Below are 20,663 nucleotides of genomic sequence, written 5' to 3'. Positions count from 1 at the left end.
GACCATGAACACGACGAATCCGATCATCTCCCTCCGCGGCGGCGGCGCCGCGCTGATTGTCGAGGTCGCTCATCCGCGGCCCCGGGTCCTGCACTGGGGGGCGGACCTCGGTGCGCTCAGCGAGGCGGACGTCGCGGCGCTCCTCGCGAGCGCCTCCCCGGCGGCCACCCACAACTCGACGGACGATCCGCGCGACCTGACCATCCTGCCGACCGAGGCGGACGCGTGGTCGGGGACTCCTGCGATCGAAGGCGTCGTGCGTGACGCGAGCCCGTACGCCCGCTTCGTGCTCGACACGTATCGGGCCGACGAGGCGGCCGGCGCGCTCACGATCAGCCTCCGTGACGCACGCGCCGGTCTCGAGGCCACTGTCCGCTATCGCCTCGACATCGCCGGCGTGCTCTCCGTTCAGACCACGATCGGCACCAGCGGCGATGCCGCGGCCGTCTACGATCTGGGCGCGGTCACCGCTCTGTTGCCCCTGCCGGATCGCGCGACCGAATACCTCGATTTCACCGGGAAATGGTCGCGCGAGCGCAGCCCGCAGCGTGGTTCGATCACCCAGGGGACCCGACTCCGGGAGAGCCGGCGAGGGCGATCGAGTCTCGACTCCCCGTACCTGCTGGTCGCCGGCACCGGCGGCTTCGATTTCGGGAGTGGTGAGGTCTGGGCGGTCCACGCGGGATGGTCGGGCAATCAGCGCTATCTGATCGAGCAGCTCCCGGAAGGAGCGGGGGTGTTCCGCTCCACTCTCGGCGCCGGTGAGCTCCTGCTCCCGGGTGAGGTGTCGCTCGCGCCCGGGGACACGTACGAATCGCCGATCGTGTCGTTCGTCTGGTCGCGCGACGGGCTCGACGGGATCGCCCGCGCTCTGCATCGCACGCTGCGTGCCCGCGACACTCACCCGCGCACCCCTCGACCGCTGACTCTGAACACCTGGGAAGCCGTCTACTTCGACCACGACCTCGAGACGCTCGAGCGACTCGTCTCCGCGGCCGCGCGCGTCGGCGTGGAACGGCTGGTGCTCGATGACGGCTGGTTCGACGGTCGCCGTGACGACACGAACGGGCTCGGCGACTGGACCGTCGACGCAGACGTCTGGCCCGCGGGCCTGTGGCCGCTGGTGGACAGGGTGCGCGAGGAAGGCATGCAGTTCGGCCTCTGGTTCGAACCCGAGATGGTCAACCTCGGCTCGCGGCTCGCCCAGGACCATCCCGACTGGATCCTCGCGCCCTCCGACGGGGTGGGTGCGGCGATCCGGCACCAGTACGTCCTGAACCTCGCCCACCCCGACGCCTGGGAGCACGTCTTCGGACGCATCGACGCGCTGGTCACCGAGTACCGCATCGACTACATCAAGTGGGACCACAATCGCGAACTGCACGAGGCAGCGCTCCGCAACGACCACGACCGGGCGGGAGCGCATCGCCAGACGCTCGCCTTCTACCGGATGCTCGACGAGCTGAAGGCTCGCCACCCCGACCTGGAGATCGAGTCGTGTGCGTCCGGCGGCGGCCGCATCGACTTCGGCGTGCTGGCCCGGACCGACCGGGTGTGGGCCTCGGACTGCAACGACCCGGTCGAGCGACAGAACATCCAGCGCTGGACCGCGCAGCTGATCCCGCTCGAGCTGGTCGGGAGCCACGTCGGTGCCGAGGAGGCGCACACCACCCACCGGTCGACGGCGCTGTCCTTCCGGCTGGCGACGGCCCTCTTCGGCCACGCCGGGATCGAGACGGACCTCACTCGTGCCTCGACGGAGGAGCTCGACACGATCACGGCGTTCGCGGCGCTCTACAAGGAACTCCGACCGCTGCTGCACTCCGGGGACCTGGTCCGCGCCGATGTCGCGGACGAGCAGAGCATCCTCACGGGAGTCGTCGCCGCAGACGGAGCGGAAGCCCTCTTCTCGTGGGCGCGCCTCGGTACCTCCGTTCCGACGCAGTCGGGGCGTGTCACGCTGCCAGGGCTGAGCCCGGACCGCAGCTACGTCATCCGGGTCCGGGCTGAGATCGGCCGGACCTCGTTCCACGAGAACCCGCCGGCCTGGCTGCTCCGGGCGGCGGGGGACGGCTTCCCCGTCAGCGGGCGGATCCTCCTCGAGGCGGGCCTGCCGATGCCGACATTGGATGCGCAGCAGGCCGTCCTCCTCCACCTCACCGCCGCGTAAGGAGCGTTCAGACCCCATGCTGAGCATCGACGAGAGCGCCGCCGCCGCGGACGCCGAGCCGGCGACAGCCGGACGACTGCACTACACCGAGCCTGCCGCGAGCTGGTTCGAAGCGCTGCCCATCGGCAACGGCCGACTCGCCGCCATGGTCTACGGAGGAGTCGACGTCGAGCGGATCGACCTCAGCGAGTCGACGGCCTGGTCCGGCCGGCCCGCGAGCACCGACGTCAACCCGGCGGCCGCGGGCTCCCTGGCCAGGATCCGGGAGCTCCTGTTCGCCGGCCGGACGAGAGAGGCGCAGGAACTCGGAGTCCGAGACCTCCTCGGCCGCCCGACGAGCTTCGGGACGAACCTCCCGCTGCCGGACGTCACCCTGACGTTCGCCGATGACCGCACGCTCGCAGGCTACCGGCGCGAGCTCGACCTCGACACCGCCCTCGTGACGACCCTGTCGGACGGCCACTCACGTGAGATCCTCGCCTCCCATCCGCATGGCGTGATCGCCGTCCACCTGCGCAGCGATCGGCCCCGCGGGCTGGCGTTCCGGCTGGGCATCGAGACCGGGGTGATCCCGGGCGCCGTCTCTGCGGACGACGCCACCGTCACCTTCGACGGCGACGCCTTCGAGACGTTGCACAGCGACGGGGCTCAGGGCGTGCGCGTCCTGATCCGCGCGAGGGTCGTGACCGACGACGGCGCCGTCGTCACGGATGCCGGCTCCGTCTCGGTGTCGGACGCGACCACCGCGACGGTGTTCATCGCCGTCGGCACGGATTGGGCGGGCGAGCGCCCGGAGGACCGGGTGGGCGCTCTCCTGGGCCGCGCGGTCGCGACGGGTTACGAGCAGGTCCGAGCCGACCACATCGCCGACCATGGCGAACTCATGGGTCGGTCCACGCTCCGTCTCGGGAGCACCAGCGCCGACGTGCGGGCGCTCCCGACCAGTGAGCGCCATCGTCGGCTCGCGGTCGGAGAGCGGGACGACGACCTCCTCGCGGTCTACTACCAGTACGGCCGCTATCTGACGATCGCAGGCTCGCGGGCGGACTCGCCGCTTCCACTCGCCCTTCAGGGCCAGTGGAACGACGGTCTCGCGAGCAGTGCCTCCTGGACCAACGACTTCCATCTGGACATGAACACGCAGCAGAACTACTGGGCCGCGGAGCCGACGGGTCTGGGCGAGTGCCAGGAGCCGCTGTTCGGCCTGCTCGAGCGGCTGGCGGACAGCGGCCGGGACACGGCGGAGCGGATGTACGCTGCGCGGGGGTGGGTGGCGCACACGGTCACGAACGCCTGGGGGTATTCGGCTCCGGGCTCCGGGGCCGGGTGGGGGATGAACGTCACGGGGGGCGCTTGGCTCGCGCTGCAGCTGTGGGAGAGGTTCGAGTACACCCGGGATCTGGTGTTCCTGCGAGAGCGGGCCTACCCGGTGCTCCGCGGGGCCGCGGAGTTCCTCCTCGACTATCTGGTGACCGACCCGGAAAGCGGCCTGCTCGTCTCCGGGCCGTCGGACAGCCCGGAGAACTGGTACATCGGCCGGGACGGGAGCACGGCGTCCTTGAGCATGGGCAACACCGTCGACCGCGTCTTCTCCGAGGCGATCTTCCGGATCGTCGCTGATGCCGCTGATCTCCTCGGCGTCGACGAGTCCTTGCGCGAGCGCCTGCTGGCCGCGCGCGAGCTCCTGCCGCCCTTCCGGATCGGCCGCCACGGGCAACTGCAGGAGTGGCTGTACGACGTCGACGAGCAGGACCCCGCGCACCGTCACACCTCCCACCTCTGCGCCCTGTATCCCGAGCGGCAGATCGACCCGCGCCGAGACCCGGGCCTGGCGGAGGCCGCGCGGGTGACGATCCAGCGCAGGACGGAGGCACCCGGCTGGGAGCAGGTCGAATGGGTGGAGGCGAACTTCACCGTGTTCTTCGCCCGGCTTCTCGACGGCGACAGCGCTCTTCGGCACTACACCCGCCTGATCACCGACACGAGCGCGGTGAACCTGATGTCGTACTCGGCCGGGGGCGTCGCGGGGGCGGCGCAGAACATCTACGCCTTCGACGGCAATCCCGGAGGGACCGCAGGAGTCGCCGAGATGCTGCTGCAGTCCGACGGCGAGGTGATCGAGCTCCTGCCTGCCCTCCCGGGCGGGTGGACGGACGGCGCCGTGACCGGCCTGCGCGCGAAGGGCGGGTACGTGATCGATATCGCCTGGACCGGCGGTGTCCTCGACCGGGCGATCGTCGCGGTCGCCCCCGGGGCCGTCGCCGCTCCGGTCACCGTTCGCTACGGCGAAGAGACGGTGCGTCTCGTGCCCCCCGCGGGCGCCGTGACCATCCGCGCCGACTGAGAGCACGCCTCCCCTTCGCCCCAGCGGGCCGGGGCGGTGCTTCCGACCAGGAGGGACCCGATGACCGTCGCCGAAGGATTCGCCGGCCAGCGCATGATCGTCGTGCCGCGACCGGTGGCGGCGGAGGCCCTTCGACTGCCCGTGACCAAGCGGCTGCTCGTCACGGACATCGGCTACTACCCGCGCGCCTGCGGTCACGAAGTGGTCCGATCGCGTGGGATCGATCAGGCCATCGTGATCGTCTGCGTCTCCGGCGCCGGCCGGGTGGAGACGCGCACCGGTTCTTGGGGTGTGGGGCCCGGACAGCTGCTGGCGATCCCGCGCGGCGTCGAGCACACCTACGGCGCGGACGACGACGATCCCTGGACGATCTGGTGGATCCATGTCGACGGCACGGATGCAACCGACCTGATCGAGCAGCTGGCGCCCGCGCCCGGCCGTCCACTCCCCGGGGTGGGCGACCTCGTCGGTACGGTCGCCGTGCTCGACGAGATCGCGGCCCACCTCGATCAGGATGTGTCGCGCGCGCGCCTGCTCGCCGCGTCCGGTTGCGCATGGAAACTGTTGGCACTGCGGGCGGCCGATCTGCTCCTGCCCACCCCCGGCGATCCGCTTCAGCGTGCGATGAGCTACGTCCGCGATCGGTTCGACGGCCGCATACGCGTCCCCGAGCTGGCTGCCCTCGTGGGTGTGTCGTCGTCCCACCTGACCGCACTGTTCAGGCGTGCGACGGGTGGGGGAGTCCGTGCCCACCAGACGTCGTTGCGGATGGCGCGGGCGCGGCAGCTTCTGGACACCACAGAGGAGAACGTGGGCGAGATCGCGCGTCGGATCGGGTATGCCGACCCGTTCTACTTCTCCCGGCAGTTCCGTCGGACGCATGGGGTCAGCCCGACCGCGTACCGCGCACGGGACGCGGGGGGCTGGGCCCACCGCCGACCGGGTTAGGACCCTCCGTCGGCGGATCCCTCAGACGTGGAACCGCTCGGCAGCATCCGGAACAGGGCGAACTCGGGCAGCGACGTGGCGAAGTAGTCCGCTGTCGCATCCGGGACGCTCTGCCGGTCCGAGAGGGCTGCCGCCTCCACGTGCGCGCGAACGATTCCTGCGGCTTCCGGACGGCCGTCGCGTTCGAGCAGGTCGGCGATCCGGTTGCGGATGCGGGCGGTCGGCGCGAGAGGATGACGCGCCTCGCCGAGCGTGACCGGCGGAGTCAGCGCTGCCTCGGCCCATCGGAGGGCCTCTGCCGCGTCGCCACCGTGCTCAGCCGCCTCGCTCAGCGCCGCCGTGGCGCGTTCCCAGGCGGCGAGGGCCAGACCCTCGCCGCCTTCCCATGGGGCGAACGAGCGCGAGGCCAGGACGGCGTGGGCACCCGTGACGTCGCCGACGTCCAGGAGCAGGTTCACGAACGAGATCGTCAGGTCGTCGCGTTCGACCACGAGTTCGACGTCGGGGCGAAGAAGCCGGAGCCGCCGCGTCGCGTCGGCGCCGATCACGGCCAGAAGCTGGTCACGCTCGTGCAGGAGGCGGGCGGATCGGTGCAGCTGCAACGCGCGGTCGTACCATTCCAGAGCCTGATCTGCATGGCCCAGCACCGGCACCGAGGCCACGGCCGCATTCCGGTAGGTGGCAGCGTCCGCCTCGCCCGCGTCGATGACGGACCGCCAGAGGTCGAGGGCCTCGTGGGAACGTCCCGCGTCGTACAGGAGGGTGGCGAGGAGGGAGGCGGCGACCTGGTCCTCGTCGTCGTGGGTGAGAGCGTCGCGCAGCACGTCGTGGTCGTCGAGGCCGACAGGGAAGCACCAGCGCGGGTCGGCGCGGCGTGCCTCCCCGACGGCGGAGTCGGCTTCCCCGTTCCTTCCGAGCCGCCGAAGGAGGCGCGCTCGGTAGTAGTGGGCGAGGGGGAGGACGTTCCCCGACGGCCCCGGTCGGGTCTGAGCCGCGTCGGCCAGCAGGCGGAGCGCATGCTCGGTCTCGCCTGCTGCGGCGAGGTCTCCCGCGACGTCGAGGAGGGTGCGACCGTCGACGCTGGTCGGGAGACCGGCGAGCGCTCGCCCGGTCTGGTCGAGCGGGTCGACCTCCAGAAGCCGCGACAAGAGTCCCTCAGCGTCGGTCGGGTTCCCGAGCCGACGCTGAAGGATCACGCGGAGGGCGGTGACGCGGGAGTCCCCGGAGTTGGCTTCGGCGGCTTTCAGAGCGGACTCGAGCGCGGCGCGGTCGTTCCCGGCCGCAGCGTGGAGCCGTGCGATCTCGAGGTGGGCCGGTGCGACCCAATGCAGGTCCCATGCCGCTTTCGCGAGCGCATCGATCGCTTCGCGGGTGCGGCCGAGACGGATCAGGATGAGGCCGTGCAGATAACGGGCCTCGCCGTCGCGCGGGTTGCCGTTGCGTCGTGTCTGTCGCTCGAGCGCGCGGAGGATGTGCGTCTCCGCCTCGGCGTAGCGGCCGTGCCGAAGCCGATGATCGGCGACCGCGGTGTTCGCCCGGCTGTCGAGAGGATCTCTGCGGATGGCTTCGTTCCAGTACGGGAGCGGGGACCGCGACGGATGCCGGTTCTGGGACAGGTGCAGTCCGGTGATGTACAACTCGTCGGAGCCGGCGATGTCCTGCGGCAGGGGCGGCGCGCTGGCCGTCCACGGCTCCCGATCCGGTGCGTCGTCGCGCGGACGCCACCGGATGACGTCGCCGTGGCCGTCGGTGACCGCGAGTTCGTAGTCGGGCAGGTGATCGGACGGAGCGGCGACGGTGAATCGGAACGGCCGCCCGGGTTCGAGGCTCACCGTCTCGTCGAGGATCGTCCGGTCGCCGGCGGCGATCGTCACGCGGGCCTGCCGAACGGTGGCGACGGCGACTCCGCCGACGATGGCGCCGTCCACGAGCTCGAGGTGGACCGCTGCGTCGGTCGTCGCCTGGTGTGCGGGTCCGATGCCGTGGATGGGGAACCAGGTCTGGGTGAACGTCTTGGTCTCGCCGGGTGCGAGCCAGGCGAAGTCCGGTTGGTTGTCGGTGTAGACGCCGGCCATCAACTCGACGTATGGGCCATCGGCATCGGTGAGCTGCCGGTCCCACGCGTGCCCGAACGGCGCATCCCCCCAGGTCCACTGCTTCTTGCCCGGTGCGATGTGCCGGTCTGCGACGTGCACGAAGCCGACCTCTGCCCGGTGGTCGTATCCGCCGAAGAAGTCGTCCTCGGTGTCGGTCACCATGTACGAGGTCGGCACCGGGATGTTGCGGTAGAAGTCGATCCGGTCGCCTCCGTTCCCCGCTCGCGCGGGGTAGTCGACCCCGTAGTAGGGCCGGTCGGCGGCGGGAAAGGCGGTGATCGCCCGCCGGGCGTGATCGGCGACGTAGCGGACATCCGTCGGGAAGAACGATTGATAATCGTCGTGGACCTTCGCCGCGACATTGGCCCACCAGAGGAAGGTCTGGCTGTCGCTGGTCCGGTTGTGCAGCCGCACGACGACCTCGATCGCCGCGCTGTCGGGTCGGAGTCGGATCCCGTGCATTCCTTTCATCCGCGCGAATGGGTCGTGGTCGGAGCACCACACCGTCACCGCACCGTCGTCGTGCTCCTCGATCGTGGTGTCCACGGGAAGGAATGTCGCCGGACGGTGGTGCTGCGGCCAGTTGAACTCGACGCCGCCGGAGATCCACGGTCCCGTCAGGCCGACGAGCGCCGGCTTGATGACCGTGTTGCGGTAGAAGAGGTCGTACCCGGCGGCTTTGTCGTAGGCGACGTGGATCCGTCCGCCGAGCTCCGGGAGGACCACCAGTCTCAGCCAGCGGTTCTCCAGGTGGATCGCCTGCCAGGTGTGCGGCGTCGGGTGGTCGGCGATGGAGTCGATGACGGGCAACGGATACACCCGCCCGCTGGAGCCCTGATAGACCCGGCGGTCGAGGTACATCGGGAGCTCCTCCGGTCGCCCGGGTTCATACGTGGGGATCTCCAGGTGCTGTTCCCAGGCGACGGCGGCTCCGGACTCGAGGCGCTTCTGCAGGGTGGCGGGAGGCGGAGGGAGGAAGGGGTCGGGGCGCATGCCTCCATCCAAACGGCGCGATACGCCGGCAGGAATGCAGAAACCGTGGCCCTCCCTGGACAGATCGACGATGCGCCGGCGCACGCACTCCGCGACCGCGCCGCTGTCGGCCCGGTGATGACCGTCGCAGCGATCCCGCATAGCCTGGGCGGATGAGCACTGACCTGGTCGCATCGCCTCGGCCGCCGCGGGCGGCCGTCGTGGTCAACCCGAGCAAGGTGCGCATGCCCGCGCTCGAGGCCGCGGTGGCGGCGCAAGAGGCGAAGGCCGGCTGGGCGGCGTCGGAATGGTTCGAGACCAGCGCGGACGACGACGGGCGGAGCGCGGTGGAGCGTGCCGCGGAATCGTCGCCCGACCTCATCGTCGTCGCGGGCGGGGACGGGACCCTGCGTGCCGCCGCCGCCGTGCTGGCGGGCAGGGGCATCGCCATCGGTGTCATCCCCGCGGGCACGGGCAACCTGTTCGCCCGCGAGCTCGGCCTCCCGGTCAGCAACCTCGGGTCCGCGGTGGCGACCGCGTTCGACGGCGACGACCGCCCGGTCGATCTCGGCTTCGCCCGGCTGGAGCGCGCCGGCGGCGAGAGCGAGGAGCGGGCGTTCCTCGTCATGGCAGGCATCGGCCTCGACGCCCACATGGCCGCGCACACCAACCAGAAGCTGAAGAAGCGAATCGGCTGGCTCGCGTACTCCGACCCCATCGCCCGCAGCATCCTCGGCAACCGCCGGTTCGACATGACCTACGGCCTGGACGACAAGCCCGACGTCGAGATGCGGGCGCACACGGTGATCGTCGGCAACTCGGGCAGCCTGACGGCCGGCATGCTGCTCATCCCGGACGCGGTCATCGACGACGGGCTGCTCGACGCGGTCGTCATGCGCCCGAAAGGCGGAGGAGGCTGGACCAACATCGGCTACCGTCTCGCCTTCAACCGCGTGCTGCACCGCACCCGCTTCGGCCGGTTCGTCGGGAGGCTGACGCCGAAGCCGCGCGCCATCCTCTATGCGCAGGCGAGGAACCTCCGCGTCCGGTTCCGCGAGCCGCAGGAGATCCAGCTCGACGGCGACCCCAACGGTTCGGTCGTCGGTGCGCAGCTGCGGGTGGAGCACCACGCGCTGGTCATCCGGGTGCCGCAGGCCTGAACAGCGGTCCGGTGCCGGGTTGCGCGCCTACACGCCCCCGCCGCCTCCACCTCCGCCGCCGCCGCCCGAGAAGCCGCCGCCCCCGGTGCCGCCGGACGACGAGCTGCTCGCGATGGTCGTGCTGGAGGAGATGCCGGAGACCATCTGGGAGAGCACGGCCGCGTTGAACGCGGTCTGTCCGGCGTACCAGGTCGGCGACTGCCCGGCCTGCTCGTAGAACCTCCCCAGCTCGGCGAGCCACGTCTTCTCGTCGCCGAACAGCACGGCCCAGGGGAGGAGACGCTCGGTGAGGTGCAGCATCTCGCGGGGGTCGTCCGCCGCGACCGGCACGCGCTCCGCGCCCTGCGGCGACTGCAGGTACCGGATGCGGTCGGCCTCGGCGAGCTCGATGTACATCCGCAGCCCGTCGACGTATTCGCGCAGGGCTGTTCCGCTAGGGGTCAGAGGCGAGCGCGACGTGAGGGCGGCGCTGGTGACGAAGAGCAGGATGGCGCCGACGAGGAGGAGGAACGGTGCCGCTCCGCCGTAGACGCCGACGATGCACAGCACGGAGCCCACGACGGCGAGCACGGTCGCGGCCAGTCCGGTGAAGAACACCGTGCGGACCGGGGCGCGCGGCCCCGAGGTGCGGTAGCCGTAGCCGGTCGCGTCCGTGTGCACGCGCTTCTGCAGGGCGGAGATCGCGCGGGCGACCCGCGAGTCGGACGAGCCGAGCTCGAGCGTCGCACCCGGCACGAGTTCGTCTCCGAAGAGCGCCCGGAGGAACTCCAGCTCGTCGCGTGTCGGGTGCGGCTGCCGGAGCGCCTGGCGCCCGGTCGCCTCCGTCGAGACGAACTCGAGCGCGTACTTCGGCCGACCGAGGAAGCCGGTCGTCTGCAGGACGCGCACCCGGCCCGAGACGGCGAGGTCGAGCGTCTGCGCCGCGACCGCCTTCGTGGTGCGCCGCGTGATGTCCGCCGTCAGCAGCAGTCCCTCCGGCGGCGGGACGTGTTCGGGGATGATGGTGCCGCGCCCCGGAGCGTCGCGCAGCAGGCGCACCCGCACGACGATCGCTCCGACCAGGGAGAGGACGACGAGCATCAGGCCCCCGACGGCGACATGACCCCATCCGGTGTCGAACAGCCCGTCGGCCCGCGCCGTGAACGTGCCGGACGCGAACCCGATCGCGAACGTGAGGTTCTCCCGCGCCCCCAGCCGGTCGGCCGTGAAGCGGAACCCGTCGTCGGTGCGCTCGACGGGCGCCGCCGTCGTCGAGCCCTGAGCCCCGCGGTAGGCGGACGCGTCGCCCTGCAGGGCCTCGCTCAGGCCGGGGCCGAGGTGCACGGTCGCCGTCACCCGGTCGAAGGGCTGCGCCCAGGCGGTGCCGTTGGCGTCCCAGTAGAACTCGTCATCGTCCGTGTCGGAGAAGTGGCGCGTGACGTTCGTCTGCCGGTAGGTGATGACGTAGGTCTGGTCGCCGTGCACGTAGTCCTTCGCGGCGATCGTCAGCGAGAGGATCCCGTCGTCGGAGTCGCTCGTGTACGGTCGCGGGGTGCCGTTCCCGTCGGTCACCGACACGACCTGCAGACCGGTCGGCTGGCCGTCGTAGTCCTCGACCAGCTCCCGCCGGATGCCGTGGTTCTGGTCGGTCGCCGGAAAGCGCGCGACCAGCGTCTCGACCGTCGTGAGCGTGGAATGGCCCTCCGGGTCGCGGCCGAGGCGGTAGTCCCCGTCGAAGCTCGCGAAGGAGAAGTCGTCGACACCGGTGGGAGTGCGGGAGGTGACGACCGGTGCGTCGTTCCCGGCGCGGGCCTGCGCGGGCCCCTCGTCGGCGACCAGCACGCCGCCGGCCGCGGCGAGTGCGCAGAGCGCCGAAGCGATCACGGTCGCGATGAGCCTCCCGGCCCGCCCGCGCGGCCGCCCGTCTCGAGCGCGGACTCCCACGTGCCCTGCCGTCCTCCGCCCCGCCGGCGGTTCGTCTCGACCGCCGGCCTTCCCGGCAGTGCGCCTCCATCCTGACACGGCGGGTTCGCGCCACGGTCCGGGTGCTGGTCAGGGCTTCCGATCCGATTGCGCGATCCTCCAGCGGTCGTGATCCCGCACCAGCTCGTTCCACGATCCCGTGGGCACGCGCAGATCGGTGCGGTCGGGATCGACGGCGCGGAGGATCGGTCGGATCACGGCATCATGCGTCACGACGCAGACGGGGCCGTCCGCCGCCGTCACGAGCAGGTCCAGCGCAGGAAAGGCCCGCTCCAGCACCCGAGACGAGGGCTCCACGCCGGGTGCGGCATCGACGCTCCCGAACTCCGCGACGACCTCGGCCATGAGGTGTCCGGTCCACGGACCGTAGTCGCGATCGTTGAAGGCCGGGTCGGACTCCCACTCGCACCCGGAGCGCTCGGCGATGATCCGCGCGGTCGTCGCCGCTCGGTTGAGCGGGCTGCAGCGCACGGCGACGAGTCCCCGGGAGGCGAGGGCCTCGGCGACCGCCCGGGCTTCCGTGTGACCGATGGCGTCGAGGGGCGGATCGGCCAGTCCGCGCAGACGTCCTTCCGCGTTGAGCGCCGTCCGCCCGTGGCGCACGAGATACAGGGTCTTCCGTCGGTCGTCCATCATGCTCCTCCCCGGGGTTCAGACTGCTGTGTCGGGGCCGCCGCCGTCCAGGGCGCGAGTGGACGGCCGGGAGGTGCGTCCGAAGGTCTCTCCGCGCCGCTCACGCCACGGTCTCGGCGACGGGATCGCCCCCGAACACCCTCAGCTGGTCTGCGCTGCCGCGGTCAACGTCGAGTACCGCGGGATGACGCTCTCCAGGAACGCCCGCAGGATCGGCTCGAGATCGACCGTCTTCCGGTCGTAGAGCCACTGGATCTGGAGACCTTCGATGAGGCCGACGAAGCCCGCGGCCAAATCCTTCGAGCTCAGCGTCGATTCGAGCTCGCCGTGCGCGCGCAGCGCATCGAAGGCGAACGTGAAGTAGTCCCGGAGGTCGGAGTAGCGCTGGCGGAAGTGCTCGTGACCGGGGTGCTCGGGATCCGTTCCCTCGGCGGACAGCACACTGTAGAGCTCGACGAGCCCCGGCCTGTTGTTGTTCTCGGCGACGACGTCGAGCATGCCTGCGAACGCCTCGATCGACGAGCCGAGCGGCGGCATGAGGACCGCGCTCTGCGCTTCGCGGACCTCCAGCACGGCGGCCAGCAGATCGGCCTTGTTGGCGAAGTGATGCACGAGGCCGCGCTGGCTGATCCCTGCGCGTTCGGCGATCTCCTTCATCGTGGTGGCGCGGTAGCCGGTCTCCGCGAAGACATCCATCGCGGCATCGAGGATCCGCCTGCGGACGCCGGCTGTCTTCGCATAGGGGCCGCGCGTCGTGGTGCTCATGAAATGAAACTACCACCACAGCGCGACTTTCGTGCTACAGTCATCGAAAATCGCGCTGGGATGGGGTTTTCGGCGCTCAATCAGACGAAGAGGTCACCATGAGTCACAACGACGAGACGCTTTCCGCCGTCGGGGGCGCGGCAGCCCCCTTGGCAGGTCCGGTCGCTTCCGAAGAGGCGGAGGCGCTGGCCGCTGCAGCGGGATCCGGCCAGCCGGATCTCCCCAGAGTCCGCGCCAGTTTCATCTGGCTCCTCTTTGCGGGTGTCTTCGGCGTCTACCTCGCCTTCGTCACCCCGCTGGCGATCTCGCTCTCCATCCGCGTGAACAGCCTCGATCCCGGACACGCGGAGTACCTCGGCTACATCCTCGGCATCGGCTCCCTGGCCGCCCTGCTCGTCGGTCCCCTCGGCGGTCAGTTGAGCGACCGGACACGCTCCCGTCTCGGCCGCCGCCGGCCGTGGCTGATCGGCGGCATGATCGGCGGGACGATCGCTCTGGTCATCCTCGCGGTGGCGCCGAACCTGATCGTGCTCGCTCTCGGCTGGGTGCTCGCGCAGATGACGTTCAGCCAGGTGATCAACAACTTCGTCGCCATCCAGGCCGACCGGCTGCCTCTCTCGCAGCGCGGCAAGGTCGCCGGCATCACCGGGCTCGCGACCATGGTCGCTCCTGTCTTCGGCTCGGCACTCGCCGGCTCCCTCGCTTCGTCCCCGTTCGCCCTCTTCCTGGTCCCCGGCGCCGTCGCCATCGTCCTGGTCGGTCTGTTCGTGCTGCGCTACAAGGAGGGCGACAGCCGCGGCCTCACCTTCGACACCCGCCTGACCTTCACGTCGGTGATCTCGAAGTATGTCTTCAACCCGATGGAGAATCGCGACTTCGGCTGGAACTGGCTCGGCCGCTTCCTGTTCTTCTTCGGCCTCACCCTCGCCACGACGTTCACCGCCTTCTTCTACGCTGCGCGGCTCGGACTGACCGTCGAGAAGGTCGGCGGGATCATCGCGATCGCCGGCATCATCGGCGTGCTGGGCACGGTCCTCGGCGCCGTCGGCGGCGGCTTCCTCTCGGACCGCCTCAAGCGCCGCAAGCCCTTCATCATCACCGCGGCAGCCGTCTTCCTCGCCGGATCCGTCGTGCAGGCCCTCGCCCCCGACCTGACCCTCCTCATCGTGGGGAGCGTGCTCGCCAACTTCGCCATCGGCGTCTTCTCGGCGGTAGACCAGGCGCTGATGATCGACGTGCTGCCGGAGAAGGACACCGACGCCGGCCGGTACATCAGCATCACCCAGTTCGCCGTCACCATCCCGCAGGCTGTCGCCCCGGTCGCCGCCTCCCTGATCCTCGCCATCGGAGTGAGCGCGGCGGAGAAGAACTACCCGCTGCTCTACATCGTCGCGGGTGTGTTCACCCTGCTCGGCGGTGTGTTCATCCTGCGGATCAAGTCCGTCCGCTGATCCGCCAGGAGTCGCCGAACATGTCGCCCTTCCCTGACGGCTTCCTCTGGGGAGCCTCCACCGCCGCCCATCAGACCGAAGGCAGCAACGTCAACAGCGACTGGTGGCTGCGCGAGGGCATGATGCCGGGAACCGATCCGAGCGGCGATGCCGTCGACAGCTACCACCGCTATCGCGAGGACATGCGGCTCCTGGCGGAGGCGGGACTGACCGCGTACCGGTTCAGCATCGAGTGGGCCCGCATCGAGCCCAAGCAGGGACAGTTCTCGCTTGCCGAGCTGGCCCACTACCGGCGCATGATCGAGACGGCGCTCGAGCTGGGCATCGTCCCGGTGGTCACGCTGCACCACTTCACCGTCCCGGCCTGGTTCGCCCAGGCCGGGGGGTGGACGGCCCCGGATGCGATCGACCGCTTCGCCGCGTATGTGGAGCGGGCGTCCGCCATCCTCGACGGCGTGGAGTGGGTCGTCACCATCAACGAGCCCAACATGCTCGCGATGATGACGATGCTGCAGGAGGCCATGCGCGACGGCCGGCTCTCGACCTGGCAGAGCCCGACGGTCGACGGCGAGGCCGAGCAGGCGCGGATCGCCGCGAACCTCCCCACCCCGACGGCGGAGTACGCGGCGCCCTTCATCGCGGCGCATCACGCGGCGCGCGAGGTGCTGCGCCGGACGACCTCCGCCAAGGTCGGCTGGTCGATCGCCGACCAGGCGTTGGAGGCCCTCCCCGGGAACGAGGCGAAGCTCGCCGAAATCCGCTGGGAGGCGGAGGACATCTACCTGGAGGCGGCGCGCGGCGACGACTTCATCGGCGTGCAGTCGTACAGCTCGCAGAACGTCGACGAGAACGGTGTCGTCCCGCATCCCGAGCACCCGGACAACACCCTCACCGGCGCGGCGTACCGACCCGACGCGCTCGGCATCGCGGTGCGACATGCATCGGAGGTCACGGGGCTGCCCGTCCTCGTCACCGAGAACGGCATCGCCACCGTTGACGACGAGCGGCGCATCGCCTATACGACGGAGGCACTCCGCGGGCTCGCCGCCGCGATCGACGACGGCATCGACGTGCGCGGCTACCTGCACTGGAGCCTGCTCGACAACTACGAGTGGGGTCACTGGGAGCCCACGTTCGGGCTCATCGCGGTGGACCGGACGTCCTTCGTCCGCTCGCCGAAGCGGAGCCTCGCCTGGCTGGGTGGCGTCGCCCGCGACAACGGTCGGAGCCTCACTCCGTGAGTGCGTCAGACGCTCAGCACACCGCAACATTCAGGAGGAATCGATGACCCGGAGCGCGTTCAACGACGGCTGGACCGTCCGGCCCAAGACCAGTATCTTCGCGCAGCTCGGAGGTCAGGGGGAGGCCGCCGTCCCGGTCACTCTGCCGCACGACGCCCTCATCGGGCAGGAGCGCACGTCCGACGGGCTCGGGAAATCCGCCTATTTCCCGCGATCCGCGGCGTTCGAGTACTCCAAGGAGTTCGAGGTGCCGGCCGAGTGGGCGCAGAAGCGCGTCTCGCTCGAGCTGGATGGCGCCTACCGCGACGCCGTCGTCTTCCTCAATGGAGATGTCGTCGGCCAGCGACCCTACGGGTACACGGCGTTTGTACTGCCGCTGGACGACTGCCTCCGCTACGGCGCGACGAACACCCTCCGCGTCGAGGTGCGGGCTCACGACGACTCGCGCTGGTACACGGGCGCAGGCATCACGCGCGGCGCATCGCTGCTGGTGGACGAGTTCGTGCACAGTACCCCGTTCGGTGTGCGCGTGACGACACCCGACGTGGATGCCGAACGCGCCGCGGTCGAGGTCTGCGTGGAGGTCGTCAACGCCTCCACGCGCCTCCGCACGATCAGCGTCGACCTCGACGTCCTCGACGCCGACGGCGCTGTCGTCGCCTCGGGGTCGGCCCCGGTGACGCTGCGAGCAGGCGGCGAGGAACGCGCCAGGATCCGCACGTACGTCTCCGAGCCGGTGCTCTGGAACGTCGACTCGCCCCACCTCTACTCCGCGCGAGTCCGTCTGCGCGACGGCGACGACATCCGTGAGGAACGGATCGAGCGCTTCGGCATCCGCACCATCCGCATCGACCCGCAGCACGGCCTGCGCATCAACGGCGAGACCGTCAAGTTGCGTGGCGCCTGCATCCACCACGACAACGGCCCGCTGGGCGCTGCCGCCTTCCCGGCCGCGGAGGCACGCCGCATCGAACGGTTGAAAGCGGCCGGCTTCAACGCGATCCGCAGCGCCCACAACCCGATCAGCCGCGCGATGCTGGACGCCTGCGATCGGCTCGGGATGCTCGTCATGGACGAGGCCTTCGACATCTGGACCGAGAGCAAGTCCTCCTTCGACTACTCGCTGCGCTTCGCCGACTGGTGGGAGCGCGACATCGAGTCGATGGTCGCCCAGGACTTCAACCACCCCAGCGTCATCTTCTACTCCATCGGCAACGAGATCCCGGAGACCGGCAGCCCGCTCGGCTCCCAGCTCGGTCGCCGCATCGCCGAGAAGGTGCGCGCCCTCGACAGCACCCGGCTCGTCACCAACGGCGTCAACGGCTTCGTCTCGACCATCGCCGACGTGATGGTCATGATGCGCGAACGCGGGGGCGGGGGCGCGGCCGGCGGCGTCAACGACGCCATGGGCAGCGCGGGCGACATGATGAACCGCGTCACCGCCTCCCCGCTGGTCACCGCGAAGACCGAAGAGACCTTCAGCGTCCTCGACGTCGCCGGCCTGAACTACGGCGACGGCCGCTACGAGTTGGACCGGGACCTGTTCCCCAACCGGGTCATCGTCGGCACGGAGACGTTCCCTGGCCACATCGACGTGCTGTGGGACCTGGTGACCCGCAACGTCCACGTCATCGGCGACTTCACCTGGACCGGCTGGGACTACCTCGGCGAGGTCGGCATCGGCCGCGTCCGCTACGCCGACGAGGCGCCCGAGTTCGAGGCGCCGTACCCGTGGCGCACGGCCTGGTGCGGAGACATCGACATCACCGGCCATCGCCGCACCATCTCCTATTACCGCGAGACGGTCTTCGGGCTGCGCAGTGAGCCGTACCTCGCGGTGCACCGACCCGAGACCCGCGGCCGCCAGGCTGCGCCGGGTGGATGGGCGTGGACGGACTCCATCAGTAGCTGGACCTGGTCCGCTGAAGCGGGGACACCGATCGTCGTCGACGTGTACAGCGACGCCGACGAGATCGAACTCATCGTCAACGGCGAGAGCGTCGGCCGATCGAAGGTGGGCGCAGAGCGGGCCTTCCAAGCACGGTTCGACATCGCGTATCAGCCGGGCGAGATCGTCGCCGTCGCGTCGGCAAGGGGTTCAGAGGTCGCCCGCACGGCCCTCACCACGGCCTCCGGCGCGCCGGGACTCGTCGTGGCGGCCGAGCGGAGCGAGCTCCGCGTGGAGGCGGGCGACCTCGCCTACGTGCCGATCGAGCTCCGCGACGAGCGCGGCGTCCTCAGCACGGACTCCGACACCACCGTCACGGTCGAGGTGGAAGGCGCCGGCGTGCTCCAGGCGCTCAGCAGTGGTCGGCCCGACAGCGCGGAGCCGTTCCACAGCTCGAGCTGCACGACCTTCGACGGCCGGGCGCTCGCCATCGTGCGACCCACCGGGACAGGCGACATCACCGTGGTCGTCAGCGCGGACGGGCTCGGGTCGGTCGCGACGACACTGCTTGCCGTCGAGCGTGGACCGGGTCGGAACGCCGCCGTGAGCTGAGTCGACACAGCTCGGAATCTCCATTCGCATCGAAGAAAGGTGGACCCATGTCCGCACACCGCATCGACCCCACGAGCCCGTTCGGCCGCGCTGTCGACCGCATCCGTCACGGCGCCGACGCCCACCAGGAGGCGCGCGACCTGGTCGACTCGCTCAGCCCCGAGGAGCAGCTCTGGCTGCTCGACGGCGACGGCGAGTTCTGGAGCGGGATGGCCGAGATGGGACACGCCTACAACGTGCGCCCCATCGTGATGGGTGAGATCGAGCGCATCGGGCTGCCGGGCATCCGGTTCAGTGACGGACCGCGCGGCGTGGTGATGGGCGCGTCCACGGCGTTTCCGGTGGCCATGGCGCGGGGGGCGACCTGGGACGTCGAGCTCGAGGAGCGTGTCGGGGAGGCCATCGGTGCGGAGATGCGCGCCCAGGGCGGCAACCTGTTCGCCGGCGTCTGCATCAACCTCCCGCGCCATCCCGCCTGGGGGCGTGTGCAGGAGACCTACTCGGAGGACCCGCTGATCCTCGGGGAGATGGGGGCGGCCGTCACCCGCGGAGTCCGTCGGCACGGCATGGCGATGGTCAAGCACTTCGCCCTGAACTCGATGGAGAATGCGCGTTTCTCCGTGGACGTCGCCGTCGACGAGTCCGCGCTGCACGAGGTCTACCTTCCGCACTTCCGGCGCGTCATCGAGGCGGGCGCCGAGGGTGTGATGGCCTCCTACAACTCCGTCAACGGCGAATGGGCCGGCCAGAACGAGCACCTGCTGACCGATATCCTCCGCGACGAGTGGGGCTTCGCCGGCATCACGATCACCGACTTCATCTTCGGGCTCCGCGACACGGCGAAGTCGCTTCGTGCGGGCCTCGACGTGGAGGCGCCATTGCGTCAGCAGCGGGCTCAACGGTTGCCCGGAGACCTCGCCGAAGGCAGGACGTCCTGGGCGGATGTCGACCGCGCGGCGTTGCGGATCGTCGCCACGCAGCTCCGCTTCTACAGCACCGACCTCGCTGCGGAGCCCGGCGACGACGTCGTCTTCTCGGCGGAGCACCGTGCGCTGGCCCGCGAAGTCGCCCGCGAAGCGATCGTGCTGGTGAAGAACGATGTCGTCGGCGATGCGCCACTTCTTCCCCTGGACGCCTCGTCCACGCGTCGGATCGCCCTGGTCGGAACGTTGGCCGACGTCTCGAACACCGGCGACAAGGGTTCCTCGACCGTTCGCACACCCCACGTCGTCACCCCGCTCGAGGGCCTGCAACAGTTCCTTCCCGGAGCGCAGATCGATCACCTGCCCGGTGACGACCTCCATGCCGTGGCCGACTCCGCTGCCGTCGCGGACGTCGCCATCGTCGTCGTCGGCTACACGGCCGCGGACGAGGGGGAGTACCTCGGTGCCGAAGGCATGAGCACGCCTGAGGTGCGCGCGGTCTTCCCGCCGTTCCCGCCCGGAGTGGACCTGGCGAGGATGAGCCAGGAGAGCGGAAATGTCATGGGTGACGCCGACGGCGGCGACCGGGTCTCGCTCCGGCTCCCCGACCACGACGTCGCCCTGATTCGGGCCACCGCCGCTGCCAACCCGCGCACCGTCGTCGTGATGGTCAGCGCCGGTGCCGTCATCACCGAGGAGTGGCGCGACGACGTCGCCGCCGTGGTCTTCGGCTGGTACAGCGGGAGCGAGGGCGGGGCTGCGCTCGCCGAGGTCCTGTTCGGCGAATCGGACGCCGTCGGCAGGCTGCCGTACTCCATCCCCACGAGCGAGGCGCACCTGCCGTACTTCGACCGCAACGCGACGTCGATCACCTACGACCGGTGGTTCGGCCAGCGGCTCCTCGACCGCGACGGCCGCCCAGCGGCATTCCCGCTCGGGTTCGGTCTCTCGTACACCACGTTCTCGATCGACTCCCTCGCCGTCGTGGAGGTCGACGACGAGAGCATCGTGACGACCGTCCGGGTCTCCAACACCGGCTCACGCAGGGGGCGCCAGGTCGTGCAGTTGTATGCACGGCTCAGTGAGGCGGACTTCCCGGAGCGGGTGCTCGTCGGGTTCGCTCCGGTGTGGCTGGATACGGGAGAGAGTGCCGTGGTCCGGGTCGCCGGTTCGCTCCGGCCCACGAAACACTGGTGCGACGGTGGCTTCCACGACCCTGCAGGCGACGTGGTCGTCGAGGCGGCCGCGAATGCCGATGACCCGGGAGTCGCCTCGGTGGTGCCGAGCCTCGTCGGCCTGGGCTGACCAGGAGCCGACACGGCTGAGAGCCCTCATCGCGTTCGCTCTGTCGGCTTCGCGCGTGTGCATTGCTCTGCGATCATCTCGGCGAGCCGGTCGGAGGACGAGCCTCGCGACCGTGTTCGGCCGAGGAACGTGGGCGGCACACTGGTCTCTGTCGGGGCGGTGCTGTCCCGGCTCCATCCGCGCGCATTGCCGA

Annotated in this window: 12 protein-coding genes; 8 read left to right on the top strand and 4 right to left on the bottom strand. The window is 70.3% G+C overall.

Annotated features, from left to right (window positions below):
- Window positions 1-4: 4 nt before the first annotated feature.
- From U870_RS0112600 to U870_RS0112590, 3 genes are read left to right on the top strand one after another with little or no spacing between them, the layout of a single operon-like run.
- Entirely contained in the window at window positions 5-2,170 is a 2,166-nt protein-coding gene (locus tag U870_RS0112600; RefSeq protein WP_025157744.1) for an alpha-galactosidase, read from the top strand.
- 16 nt (window positions 2,171-2,186) lie between these two features.
- A complete protein-coding gene (locus tag U870_RS0112595; RefSeq protein WP_025157743.1) occupies window positions 2,187-4,514 on the top strand; it encodes a glycoside hydrolase family 95 protein in 2,328 nt (775 codons plus the stop codon).
- A 60-nt stretch (window positions 4,515-4,574) separates the two neighbouring features.
- Complete coding sequence (locus U870_RS0112590) at window positions 4,575-5,462, top strand: AraC family transcriptional regulator (RefSeq protein WP_025157742.1); 888 nt, start codon at window positions 4,575-4,577, stop codon at window positions 5,460-5,462.
- Here U870_RS0112590 and U870_RS0112585 read toward each other — a convergent pair.
- Entirely contained in the window at window positions 5,459-8,551 is a 3,093-nt protein-coding gene (locus U870_RS0112585; protein WP_025157741.1) for a DUF5107 domain-containing protein, read from the bottom strand. The genes U870_RS0112590 and U870_RS0112585 overlap by 4 nt on opposite strands.
- A 152-nt stretch (window positions 8,552-8,703) precedes the next feature.
- Here U870_RS0112585 and U870_RS0112580 point away from each other — a divergent pair, with 152 nt between their 5' ends.
- Window positions 8,704-9,690, top strand: a complete 987-nt coding sequence (locus U870_RS0112580; RefSeq protein ID WP_025157740.1) for a diacylglycerol/lipid kinase family protein — start codon at window positions 8,704-8,706, stop codon at window positions 9,688-9,690.
- Window positions 9,691-9,717: 27 nt separating this feature from the next.
- Here U870_RS0112580 and U870_RS0112575 read toward each other — a convergent pair whose 3' ends face one another.
- From U870_RS0112575 to U870_RS0112565, 3 genes are all read right to left on the bottom strand, one after another.
- Window positions 9,718-11,553, bottom strand: coding sequence for a DUF2207 domain-containing protein (locus tag U870_RS0112575; protein ID WP_025157739.1), 1,836 nt, complete (start codon window positions 11,551-11,553; stop codon window positions 9,718-9,720).
- A gap of 168 nt (window positions 11,554-11,721) precedes the next feature.
- A complete protein-coding gene (locus tag U870_RS0112570; RefSeq protein ID WP_025157738.1) occupies window positions 11,722-12,285 on the bottom strand; it encodes a histidine phosphatase family protein in 564 nt (187 codons plus the stop codon).
- Window positions 12,286-12,426: 141 nt separating this feature from the next.
- Complete coding sequence (locus U870_RS0112565; protein ID WP_025157737.1) at window positions 12,427-13,050, bottom strand: TetR/AcrR family transcriptional regulator; 624 nt, start codon at window positions 13,048-13,050, stop codon at window positions 12,427-12,429.
- 98 nt (window positions 13,051-13,148) lie between these two features.
- Between U870_RS0112565 and U870_RS0112560 the strand changes: the two genes are divergently transcribed.
- The 4 genes from U870_RS0112560 to U870_RS0112545 are packed head-to-tail and all read left to right on the top strand — an operon-like array spanning window position 13,149 to window position 20,470.
- Window positions 13,149-14,501, top strand: coding sequence for an MFS transporter (locus U870_RS0112560; RefSeq protein ID WP_025157736.1), 1,353 nt, complete (start codon window positions 13,149-13,151; stop codon window positions 14,499-14,501).
- A 20-nt stretch (window positions 14,502-14,521) separates the two neighbouring features.
- On the top strand, window positions 14,522-15,742 hold the full coding sequence (locus U870_RS0112555) for a glycoside hydrolase family 1 protein (protein ID WP_025157735.1): 1,221 nt from the start codon (window positions 14,522-14,524) through the stop codon (window positions 15,740-15,742).
- A 43-nt stretch (window positions 15,743-15,785) separates the two neighbouring features.
- Window positions 15,786-18,242 carry a glycoside hydrolase family 2 TIM barrel-domain containing protein gene (locus tag U870_RS0112550; protein WP_025157734.1) on the top strand — a complete coding sequence of 819 codons (2,457 nt, stop codon included), beginning with the start codon at window positions 15,786-15,788 and terminating at the stop codon, window positions 18,240-18,242.
- A 47-nt stretch (window positions 18,243-18,289) separates the two neighbouring features.
- The gene (locus tag U870_RS0112545) at window positions 18,290-20,470 is read left to right on the top strand and encodes a glycoside hydrolase family 3 protein (RefSeq protein ID WP_025157733.1); all 2,181 of its coding nucleotides are present in this window, start codon (window positions 18,290-18,292) and stop codon (window positions 20,468-20,470) included.
- The last annotated feature ends 193 nt before the right edge of the window (window positions 20,471-20,663 follow it).

It is taken from the genome of Leifsonia aquatica H1aii (assembly GCF_000633535.1).
Lineage (GTDB): Bacteria > Actinomycetota > Actinomycetes > Actinomycetales > Microbacteriaceae > Leifsonia > Leifsonia aquatica_A.
Note: the sequence above shows the minus strand (reverse complement) of the source record. Positions and strands in the feature narration are given on the sequence as shown.

Coding starts and splice junctions, on each gene's coding strand:
- U870_RS0112600 (WP_025157744.1), top strand. CDS start 5: ATGAACACGACGAATCCGATCATCTCCCTCCGCGGCGGCGGCGCCGCG.
- U870_RS0112595 (WP_025157743.1), top strand. CDS start 2,187: ATGCTGAGCATCGACGAGAGCGCCGCCGCCGCGGACGCCGAGCCGGCG.
- U870_RS0112590 (WP_025157742.1), top strand. CDS start 4,575: ATGACCGTCGCCGAAGGATTCGCCGGCCAGCGCATGATCGTCGTGCCG.
- U870_RS0112585 (WP_025157741.1), bottom strand. CDS start 8,551: ATGCGCCCCGACCCCTTCCTCCCTCCGCCTCCCGCCACCCTGCAGAAG.
- U870_RS0112580 (WP_025157740.1), top strand. CDS start 8,704: ATGAGCACTGACCTGGTCGCATCGCCTCGGCCGCCGCGGGCGGCCGTC.
- U870_RS0112570 (WP_025157738.1), bottom strand. CDS start 12,285: ATGGACGACCGACGGAAGACCCTGTATCTCGTGCGCCACGGGCGGACG.
- U870_RS0112565 (WP_025157737.1), bottom strand. CDS start 13,050: ATGAGCACCACGACGCGCGGCCCCTATGCGAAGACAGCCGGCGTCCGC.
- U870_RS0112560 (WP_025157736.1), top strand. CDS start 13,149: ATGAGTCACAACGACGAGACGCTTTCCGCCGTCGGGGGCGCGGCAGCC.
- U870_RS0112555 (WP_025157735.1), top strand. CDS start 14,522: ATGTCGCCCTTCCCTGACGGCTTCCTCTGGGGAGCCTCCACCGCCGCC.
- U870_RS0112550 (WP_025157734.1), top strand. CDS start 15,786: ATGACCCGGAGCGCGTTCAACGACGGCTGGACCGTCCGGCCCAAGACC.
- U870_RS0112545 (WP_025157733.1), top strand. CDS start 18,290: ATGTCCGCACACCGCATCGACCCCACGAGCCCGTTCGGCCGCGCTGTC.